At 71.6% G+C, this 9,760-nt stretch carries 10 protein-coding genes; all 10 read right to left on the reverse strand.

Annotated features, from left to right (window positions below):
* Positions 1 to 331: 331 nt before the first annotated feature.
* A complete protein-coding gene (locus LE181_RS28670; protein ID WP_225664422.1) occupies positions 332 to 898 on the reverse strand; it encodes an adenine phosphoribosyltransferase in 567 nt (188 codons plus the stop codon).
* Positions 895 to 2,004 carry a protein translocase subunit SecF gene (secF, locus tag LE181_RS28675; protein ID WP_225664423.1) on the reverse strand — a complete coding sequence of 370 codons (1,110 nt, stop codon included), beginning with the start codon at positions 2,002 to 2,004 and terminating at the stop codon, positions 895 to 897. The genes LE181_RS28670 and secF overlap by 4 nt, the downstream gene beginning before the upstream one ends.
* A 1-nt stretch (position 2,005) precedes the next feature.
* A complete protein-coding gene (gene secD, locus LE181_RS28680) occupies positions 2,006 to 3,808 on the reverse strand; it encodes a protein translocase subunit SecD (RefSeq protein WP_225664424.1) in 1,803 nt (600 codons plus the stop codon).
* A 147-nt stretch (positions 3,809 to 3,955) separates the two neighbouring features.
* Positions 3,956 to 4,447, reverse strand: coding sequence for a preprotein translocase subunit YajC (yajC, locus tag LE181_RS28685; RefSeq protein WP_225664425.1), 492 nt, complete (start codon positions 4,445 to 4,447; stop codon positions 3,956 to 3,958).
* A 165-nt stretch (positions 4,448 to 4,612) separates the two neighbouring features.
* Positions 4,613 to 5,695 carry a Holliday junction branch migration DNA helicase RuvB gene (gene ruvB / locus LE181_RS28690; RefSeq protein WP_225664426.1) on the reverse strand — a complete coding sequence of 361 codons (1,083 nt, stop codon included), beginning with the start codon at positions 5,693 to 5,695 and terminating at the stop codon, positions 4,613 to 4,615.
* Between the two features lie 146 nt (positions 5,696 to 5,841).
* The gene (gene ruvA / locus LE181_RS28695) at positions 5,842 to 6,462 is read right to left on the reverse strand and encodes a Holliday junction branch migration protein RuvA (RefSeq protein ID WP_225664427.1); all 621 of its coding nucleotides are present in this window, start codon (positions 6,460 to 6,462) and stop codon (positions 5,842 to 5,844) included.
* Positions 6,459 to 7,010, reverse strand: a complete 552-nt coding sequence (ruvC, locus tag LE181_RS28700) for a crossover junction endodeoxyribonuclease RuvC (RefSeq protein WP_225664428.1) — start codon at positions 7,008 to 7,010, stop codon at positions 6,459 to 6,461. Before ruvC ends, ruvA begins: the two co-directional genes overlap by 4 nt.
* 127 nt (positions 7,011 to 7,137) lie before the next feature.
* Complete coding sequence (locus LE181_RS28705) at positions 7,138 to 7,890, reverse strand: YebC/PmpR family DNA-binding transcriptional regulator (RefSeq protein WP_225664429.1); 753 nt, start codon at positions 7,888 to 7,890, stop codon at positions 7,138 to 7,140.
* Positions 7,891 to 7,952: 62 nt separating this feature from the next.
* The gene (gene pdxT / locus LE181_RS28710; protein ID WP_225664430.1) at positions 7,953 to 8,543 is read right to left on the reverse strand and encodes a pyridoxal 5'-phosphate synthase glutaminase subunit PdxT; all 591 of its coding nucleotides are present in this window, start codon (positions 8,541 to 8,543) and stop codon (positions 7,953 to 7,955) included.
* A gap of 83 nt (positions 8,544 to 8,626) precedes the next feature.
* A complete protein-coding gene (gene pdxS, locus LE181_RS28715) occupies positions 8,627 to 9,532 on the reverse strand; it encodes a pyridoxal 5'-phosphate synthase lyase subunit PdxS (protein WP_225664431.1) in 906 nt (301 codons plus the stop codon).
* Between the last annotated feature and the right edge of the window lie 228 nt (positions 9,533 to 9,760).

The raw sequence follows: 9,760 nt of genomic DNA on the forward strand, positions 1-9,760 counted from the left end.
GGCGGTCCGTCGCCGGCGCGCGGCGTGCTCCGGTCGCCGCCGGGGGCGGGCTCGGGGGCGCTGTGCGGGCGGCCGGTGGGCGTGCCCGCGGCCGCCGCGGCCTCGGGAGACGGCTTGTCCTGGTGAGCGGCGGTGAGCGGCTGGTGGACCTCGTCTGGCAAGAGCACTCCTCATGCGTTCCGGCCCCCCGTTCAGGTCCGGACTGCCATGGTATCGATCCCGGCCACCGGAGCGCCGCGCGCCCGGCTGCGGCAAGGCCGTCGGCGCCCCGCACGACGCAGGGCGGGCACCGGGAAGCTCCCGGTGCCCGCCCTGTGGTCGCGGCCGTGCCTCAGACCGTGATCAGCGCCTCCAGGGGCGCGCCGGCGAGGGCGCCCTCCAGGCGCTCGCGGCCGGGCAGGAAGCTGAGCTCCATCAGCACGGCGACGCCCGCCACCTCGGCGCCGGCCCGGCGGATGAGCTGCAGGGACGCCTCGGCGGTGCCGCCGGTGGCCAGCACGTCGTCGATGACGAGCACCCGGTCGCCGCTGTCCAGCGCGTCCGCGTGCATCTCGATCTCGGCGCTGCCGTATTCGAGGTCGTACGCCTGGGCCAGCGTGGCGCCCGGCAGCTTGCCCGCCTTGCGCACGGGCACGAAGCCGAGCCCGGCGCGGACGGCGACCGGGGCGGCCAGGATGAAGCCGCGGGCTTCCAGGCCGACGACCTTGGTGGCGCCGTGGCGCTCGCAGAGCCCGGCGAGGGCGTCGGTGAGCGCGCCGAAGGCCCGGGCGTCGGCGAGCAGCGGGGTGATGTCCTTGAACGTCACGCCCGGCTTCGGGTAGTCCGGCACGTCGTGGATCCGGCTGAGCAGCAGTTCGGTCAGCTCGCGTTCGGCGCCCGCGGCGCTCCCGGCGGTCATCGGCGCTTGCCCGTCGCACCGCCGCGGCCGCGGTTGCGGCTCGCGGTCTGGCTGCGCTGGCCGACGACGCCGGCGGCCTCTGCGTCGTCCGCGTCGGTGGCGTCGTCCTCGGGGGCCTCGCCGGCCTCGGCCTTGGCGGCGTCGGCGGCGCGCCGGGCGCGCACCCGCTTGGCCAGGGCCTTCATCTGCGGGTCGCGCTCCTTGAGGTCGGCGACCAGCGGGGTGGCGATGAAGATGGAGGAGTAGGCACCGGCCGCGAGGCCGACGAAGAGGGCGAGGGAGATGTCGTTGAGCATGCCCGCGCCCAGGAAGCCGCCGCCGATGAACAGCAGGCCGGCGACCGGGAGCAGCGCGACGACCGTGGTGTTGATGGAACGCACCAGGGTGCCGTTGAGGCTGCGGTTGGCCATCTCGCTGTAGGTGAAGCGCGCCTGCTTGGTGAGGTCCTTCGAGCTCTCCTTCAGACCGTCGAAGACGACGACGGTGTCGTAGAGGGAGTAGCCGAGGATGGTCAGCAGACCGATCACGGTGCCCGGGGTGACCTCGAAGCCGACCAGCGCGTAGACGCCGACGGTGATGGTGAGGTCGTGGACCAGGGCGATCAGGGCGGCGAGCGCCATGCGCCATTCGAAGGCGATCGCCAGGTAGATCACCACGAGGATCATGAAGACCGCGAGGCCCGTCCATGCCTTGTTGGCGATCTGGTCGCCCCAGCTGGGGCCGACGATGTCGGTGTTGACCTTGTCGAGCGGCACGTCGAGCTTCTTGGCCAGCGCCTCCTGGGTCTTGCGCGACTGCTCGGGGGTGAGCTCGCTGACCTGGACGCGCAGGGCCTTGTTGCCCAGCTTCTGCACGACGGCGGTGTGGCCGGAGGTGTCCTCGGCCGTCCGCTGGGCCTGCGTCGAGGAGACGGAGGTCGGGGGCGTGGTGAAGACCGCGCCGCCGGAGAACTCGATGCCCATGTTCAGGCCACGCACCGCCAGGCCGACGATGGCCGTGATGGTGATGAGGATCGAGATGCCGTACCAGATCTTCCGCTTGCCGACGAAGTCGTAGCCGACCTCACCGCGGTAGAGCCGGGCGCCGAGAGTTCCGAGTCGCGACATCTCACGCCTCCTTCGGGTCGACGGGGGCGGAGGCGCGGCGACGGGAGGCCCGCAGCGGGGGCTTGACGCCGAGCCGCTTGGGGTCCAGGCCGGACCAGGGGTGGCCGCTGGCGAAGAACGTGCGGCGGGCGAGGATCGTCATGAGCGGCTTGGTGAAGAAGAAGACCACGACGACGTCGAGGAGCGTGGTCAGACCGAGGGTGAACGCGAAGCCCTGCACCTTGCCGACGGTGACGACGAAGAGCACCGCGGCGGCGAGGAAGGAGACGAAGTCGGAGACGAGGATGGTGCGGCGGGCGCGCGGCCAGCCACGCTCGACGGACGGGCGCAGGGTGCGGCCCTCGCGGATCTCGTCCCGGATGCGTTCGAAGTACACGATGAAGGAGTCGGCGGTGATGCCGATCGCGACGATGGCACCGCAGACGGCCGGCAGGTTCAGCGCGAAGCCGATGGCCGGGCCGAGCAGGACCATGATCGTGTAGGTGAGGATCGCGGAGACCGCGAGGCTGGCGAGGGCGACGAGCGCGAGGCCGCGGTAGTAGGCCACCAGGTAGATGACGACCAGGGCGAGGCCGATGGCACCGGCGACCAGGCCGGCGCGCAGCTGCTCACCGCCGAGCGCGGCGGTCACCGTGGTCTCGGTGACGACGTCGAAGGAGAGCGGCAGGGCACCGTAGGACAGCACGTTGGCGAGGTCGGTGGCGCTCTGCTGGGTGAAGCCGCCGGAGATCTCGGCCTGGCCGCCGCCGATCGAGGTGGAGACGGAGGGGTCGGAGACGACCTCGCCGTCCAGGACGATCGCGAACTGGTTCTGCGGGGCCGGCTTGGTGGCCAGCTGGCCGGTGACCTGGGCGAACTTCTTGGAGCCCGAGGAGTTGAACTTCAGCTGGACGATCCAGCCCTTGCCGCCCTGGGTGTCGAAGACGGCGTTGGCGTCGGTGACGCCGGTGCCCTCGACGGCCACGGGGCCGAGGATCTCCTTGACCTGGCCGTCCTTGCGGCAGGCGACGATCGAGTCGGTCGGCTTGGCGCTCGCGGCGGCCTCGTTGGCCTTGGAGCGGCTCTCCTTGGTGGAGCAGTCCAGCGCGTCGAGCTTCTTCTGGAGGGCGGCCGTGTCCCCGGTGGCCGGGGTGGGCGTCGGCGCCTTCTTGTCGTCCTTCTTCGCGCTCTTGTCGTCCGCCTTGGCGGAGGAGGAGGCGGAGGCGCCCGGCGTCGCGTCGGCCTTGTCGGCCTTGAGGGCGTCGGTCACGGGACGGCCCTGGGTGCTGGCCGACGGGGAGGGCGAGCCGGAGGACTTGTTCTTGTCGTCCTGCTTGCTCTTCTCGTCCTGCTTGCCCTTGTCGGCCTTGTCCTTGTCGCCGGTGGCGCTGGGCGCGGGCTCCGGGGTCTTGACGCCCGCGGTGGACGTCAGGACGGGCCGGAAGCCGAGCTGTGCGGTGGTGCCGACCTGCTGGCGGGCCTGCTTCGCGTTCGTCCCCTTGGGGATGTTCACGATGATGTGCTTCACGCCCTGCGTCTGCACCTCGGCCTCGGTCACGCCGAGACCGTTGACACGGCGGTCGATGATGCCGACGGCCGTGTTCATGTTGGTGGTGTTGATCGCATTGGGCTTGCCGGGCTGGTTCTTGGCCTCCAGCGTGAAGCTCGTACCCCCCGCGAGGTCGATGCCCAGCCGCGGTGTGGTGTGCCCGGAGGCGAACATCCCCGCGGTGAGCGCCACCATGGCGATCAGGATCAGGGCCAGGACTCGGCCCGGCCTGCCCTGGCCGCCCGGGGACCTGCGGCCCTTCTTCGGTGCTGCCACCTTGTCGTTTCTCCCTGTCCAACCGTCCGGCGTCGGGTGTTCGCCGGACGGCCACGAGTGTTGTGGGGACTGCCCCCCGCCGGAGCCTAGACCGTAACGGAACCGCGGTGCACCGCTCGGTGGGTGCTCCGCGGTTCCGGAAAGTGGCTACTTCGCGTCGGTGCCGCCGTCCCGCTTGGCGTCCTTGGCCTCCGCTTCGGTCCCCTCACCGGACGCGGCGGGCTTCTCGCCCTTGTCCTCGGTGGCGGCGGCGTCCTTGCCGAGGTCGATCTTCTTCTCGACCGGAGGCTCGCCGGACTCGACGGCCTCGGTCAGCGCGGAGGCGTCGTCCGGGACGACCGGGGTCTCCTCCGGCTCCAGGCCGTGGACGATGCGGTTGTACTCGGCGTCCTCCAGGACGGCGCCGATGGCGTTCTTCGCGTAGATCGCGTGCACGCCCGGGGCGACCTCCAGCAGGACCGTGTCCTCGTTGATCTCCTTGACGGTGGCATACATGCCGCCGATGGTCCGGACACCGGTACCCGGCTGCATGTGGTCACGCATCTGCATGGCCTGGCGCTGCTTGTTCTTCGCCGACCGGGTCATCAGGAACATGGCCCCGATGAGCACGATGAACGGCAGGAGAGTCACGATATTCACGGGACGGGGTTTCCTTCACACGACCGCTGGGGGCGCGGCCTGGTCTACGGGGGTGGTATGCCGTACATGTACGGACGGCATCGGCGGAGTCTAAGCGAGTCCGCACCTATGGAACAACGCCCAGCATGTCACCGTGGTTCCTGACCGGACCAGCCCCCGCGCCGGTCACTGCCCGAACAGGCCGTCCTGCGCAGCGGTGCCCGGGCCGCCGTGCGGGGGCGGGGTCAGCCCGAGGTGCGTCCACGCGGCCGGGGTCGCGATGCGGCCCCTGGGCGTACGGGCCAGCAGCCCCTCCCGCACCAGGAACGGCTCGGCGACCTCTTCGACGGTCTCGCGCTCCTCACCGACGGCGACGGCGAGCGTGGACAGCCCGACGGGGCCGCCGCCGAACAGCTTGAGCAGGGCCGTGAGCACGGCCCGGTCCAGCCGGTCCAGGCCCCGCCGGTCGACCTCGTACACCTCAAGGGCCCGGGCGGCGACCTCCTGGGTGATCACGCCGTCGGCCTTGACCTGGGCGTAGTCGCGCACCCGGCGCAGCAGGCGGTTGGCGATGCGGGGCGTGCCGCGCGAGCGGCCGGCGATCTCGGCCGCGCCCTTCTCGTCTATCTCCACGTCGAGCAGCCGCGCCGAGCGGTGGACGACGCGCTGGAGCTCGGCGGGGGCGTAGAACTCCATGTGCCCGGTGAAGCCGAAGCGGTCGCGCAGCGGGGGTGGCAGCAGGCCGGCCCGGGTGGTGGCGCCGACGAGGGTGAAGGGCGGCAGCTCCAGCGGGATGGCGGTGGCGCCGGGGCCCTTGCCCACGATCACGTCGACCCGGAAGTCCTCCATCGCCATGTAGAGCATCTCCTCGGCGGGCCGGGACATGCGGTGGATCTCGTCGAGGAAGAGCACCTCGCCCTCGGTGAGGGAGGAGAGGATCGCGGCGAGGTCGCCGGCGTGCTGGATGGCGGGCCCGGAGGTGATGCGGATCGGGGCGCCCATCTCGGCGGCGATGATCATCGAGAGGGTGGTCTTGCCGAGCCCGGGGGCGCCGGAGAGCAGGACGTGGTCGGCGGTGGCGCCGCGGGCGCGGGCGGCCTTCAGGACGAGGTCGAGCTGCTGCCGGACCCGCTCCTGGCCGACGAACTCGGCCAGGTCCTTGGGGCGCAGCGCGGCCTCGACGGCCCGGTCCTCCCCGTCGGCGTCGGTGCCGACGAGGCGGTCGCCTGCCGGGGGTGTGGCGTATGCGGACTCGTCGTCCCAGTTCACGGGTTGAACCTCACGGTGCGGGCGGAGGGGCTGATCTCAGCCCGTCCGGCGTTCGAGGACACCGCGCGCAGCGCGGTCCGGGGGGGCCGGGGAGCGAAGCCCCTCGGGAAACGGCGAAGGGGCGGGGCCGGGGAGGAACCCACTGCTCACCGCGCCCGGTTCAGCGTCTGCAACGCGGCCCGCAGCAGCCGGCCGACCTGCGGCGTACCGCCTGCGGCGGCAACCTCCTCCGCCTGCGGGGCGACGGCGGCCACCGCCTCCTCCGCCTCGCGCGACGCGTAGCCGAGGCCCACGAGCGCGGTGTGCAGCTGATCCCGCCAGCCGGCAGCGGCCGCGGGTGTGGCGGCCGGGGCCGCCGGACCGACCGGCTCGCCCAGCCGGTCCTTGAGCTCCAGCAGCAGCTTCTGCGCGCCCTTCTTGCCGATGCCGGGGACGGCCGTGAGCGCCTTCTCGTCCGCGGAGGCGAAGGCGCGGCGCAGTGCGTCGGGGGTGTGCACGGCGAGCATCGCCTGCGCGAGGCGGGGGCCGACCCCGCTCGCGGTCTGCAGCAGTTCGAAGGTCTGGCGCTCGTCGTCGTCGGCGAAGCCGTAGAGGGTCAGCGAGTCCTCACGGACGACGAGGGAGGTGGCGAGCCGGGCCTGCTGGCCGACGCGGAGTCCGGAGAGGGTGTTCGGCGTGCACTGGACGGCCATGCCGATGCCGCCGACCTCGACGACGGCGGCGTCGGGGGCGAGGGCCGCGACCGGGCCGGAGACGAAGGCGATCATCGGGTGCCCTTCGGGAGTCGTACGGAAGCGGTGGTGCGGCGCTGGGCGTCGGCGAGTTGCTGCAGGCGGTTGGCCGCGGGGGCCCGCCAGATGTGACAGATGGCCAGGGCGAGGGCGTCGGCGGCGTCGGCCGGCCTGGGCGGGGCGTCCAGCCGCAGCAGCCGGGTGACCATGGCGCCGACCTGGGCCTTGTCGGCCCGGCCGGAGCCGGTGACGGCGGCCTTGACCTCGCTGGGGGTGTGCAGCGCGACGGGCAGTCCGCGGCGGGCGGCGCACAGCATGGCGACGGCGCTGGCCTGGGCGGTGCCCATGACCGTACGGACGTTGTGCTGGCTGAACACCCGCTCCACGGCGACGTATTCGGGGCGGTGCTCGTCGAGCCACTGCTCGATGCCGCGCTCTATGAGGACGAGCCGCTCGGCGGCCTCCGACTCGGGGGGCGTGCGTACGACGCCGACGCCGACCATGCGCAACGGACGGCCCGCGACGCCCTCCACCACTCCGACGCCGCACCGTGTCAGCCCCGGGTCCACGCCCAGCACCCGCATCGCGCCCCTCCCCTTCGATCACCTGCCCGGGCAGGCTATCGGCTGCCACTGACAACGGCCGGTCATGCCGACGGGCCGGCGGGGTGTGTTCCCCCGCCGGCCCGTCGGCCGACCATTGCCGGACGTGTTACGCGTCGACCTTGGCCATGACGTCGTCGGAGACGTCGAAGTTGGCGAAGACGTTCTGCACGTCGTCGCTGTCCTCCAGCGCGTCGATCAGCTTGAAGATCTTGCGCGCGCCCTCCTCGTCGAGCTCCACCTGCATGGTGGGGACGAAGTTGGCCTCGGCCGAGTCGTAGTCGATGCCGGCCTGCTGCAGGGCGGTGCGGACCGCGACCAGGTCGGTGGCCTCGCTGAGGACCTCGAAGGACTCACCGAGGTCGTTGACCTCCTCGGCACCGGCGTCCAGGACCGCGCCGAGCACGTCGTCCTCGGAGAGCTCGCCCTTGGGGACGATGATGACGCCCTTGCGGTTGAACAGGTAGGACACCGAGCCCGGGTCGGCCATGGAGCCGCCGTTGCGGGTCATGGCGACGCGCACGTCGGAGGCGGCGCGGTTGCGGTTGTCGGTGAGGCACTCGATGAGCACCGCGACACCGTTCGGGCCGTAGCCCTCGTACATGATGGTCTCGTAGTCGGCGCCACCGGCCTCAAGGCCACCGCCGCGCTTGACCGCGGAGTCGATGTTCTTGTTGGGGACCGACTGCTTCTTCGCCTTCTGAATGGCGTCGTAGAGCGTCGGGTTGCCGTCGATGTCGACACCGCCCATGCGGGCCGCGACCTCGATGTTCTTGATCAGCTTTGCGAAGAGCTTGCCGCGCTTGGCGTCGATCACGGCCTTCTTGTGCTTCGTCGTAGCCCATTTAGAGTGGCCGGACATCCGCCTGTCTCCTTCGCGTAACCAAATTCTGAACGAACGACTGAGATCCTACCGGGATCTCACTACTGCGCTGCGCGCACCATCTCCACGAAGAGGGCGTGCACTCGGTGGTCGCCGGTGAGCTCGGGGTGGAAGGACGTCGCCAGGACGTTTCCCTGCCGGACGGCCACGGTGTGGCCGTCGTGGGTGGCGATCACGTCGGCGGCCGCGCCGACGGACTCGACCCAGGGGGCGCGGATGAAAACGCCCTCGACGGGGCCGCCCTCGATGCCGGCCACCTCCACCGACGCCTCGAAGGACTCGTTCTGCCGGCCGAAGGCGTTGCGGCGGACGATCATGTCGATGCCGCCCAGGGTCTCCTGGTCCTCGCGGCCGTCGAGGATCTTGTCGGCGAGCATGATCATGCCGGCGCAGGTGCCGTAGACCGGCATTCCGGCGCGCACGCGCTCGCGCAGCGGCTCCAGCATCCCGAAGACGACCGCGAGCTTGGACATGGTCGTGGACTCGCCGCCGGGGATGACCAGGCCGTCGACCTCGGCCAGCTCCTCGGGGCGGCGGACCGGGCGGGCCAGGGCGTCGGCCGCGGCGAGGGCCACGAGGTGCTCGCGGACGTCGCCCTGCAGGGCGAGGACACCGATGGTGGGGGTGGACACGGGGACTGCCTCTCAGATCTGTGACGACGGGTGGGCGGCCCGCACAGCGCGGACCGCCCACCCGGGACGAACGTGCCTGCCGCTTACCAGCCGCGGTTGGCGTAGCGCTCGGCCTCGGGCAGGGTGTCGCAGTTGATGCCGACCATGGCCTCGCCGAGGTTGCGGGAGGCGTCCGCGATGATCTTCGGGTCGTCGTAGAAGGTGGTGGCCTTCACGATGGCGGCGGCGCGCTTGGCCGGGTCGCCCGACTTGAAGATGCCGGAGCCGACGAAGACGCCCTCGGCACCGAGCTGGCGCATCAGCGCCGCGTCGGCGGGGGTGGCGACGCCACCGGCGGAGAAGAGGACGACCGGCAGCTTGCCGAGCTCGGCCACCTCCTTGACGAGCTCGTAGGGAGCGCGCAGCTCCTTGGCGGCGGCGTACAGCTCGTTGTTGTCGAAGCCGCGCAGCTTGGCGATCTCGTTCTTGATCTGGCGCAGGTGGCGGACGGCCTCGACGACGTTGCCGGTGCCGGCCTCGCCCTTGGAGCGGATCATGGCCGCGCCCTCGGCGATGCGGCGCAGGGCCTCGCCCAGGTTGGTGGCACCGCAGACGAAGGGGGTGGTGAAGGCCCACTTGTCGGAGTGGTTGATCTCGTCGGCCGGGGTCAGGACCTCGGACTCGTCGATGTAGTCGACGCCGAGGGACTGCAGGACCTGGGCCTCGACGAAGTGGCCGATGCGGGACTTGGCCATCACGGGGATGGAGACGGCGCCGATGATCTCTTCGATCATGTTCGGGTCGGACATCCGGGCCACCCCGCCGTCCTTGCGGATGTCGGCCGGGACCCGCTCCAGGGCCATGACGGCCACGGCGCCCGCGTCCTCGGCGATCTTCGCCTGCTCGGCGTTGACGACGTCCATGATCACGCCGCCCTTGAGCTGCTCGGCCATGCCGCGCTTGACGCGCGCCGTGCCGGTCTCGGGCTGCTGCGGAGTGGGGGTGGACACGATGTGACCTCACTAATCAAGGGCGGTGATGCTGCAAACGTCATCAAACCCAGTGCCACGGAGCCGGAAAAAGGGCCAATTCGAGGTGAGTGGCTTGTCCGGGCGGTCCACCGGCCGGTGGGGTCGGCGGCCGGTGGGGTCAGTGGCTGGCGGCGGCGGGGGCCTGGGAGCCGGTGAGCCGACGGTCGGTGAGGCCGCGCGGCCGGGGGCGGGGGCCTGGGGGCCGGG

Origin of the sequence: Streptomyces sichuanensis (assembly GCF_020328095.1) — a bacterium.
GTDB lineage: Bacteria > Actinomycetota > Actinomycetes > Streptomycetales > Streptomycetaceae > Streptomyces > Streptomyces cinnamoneus.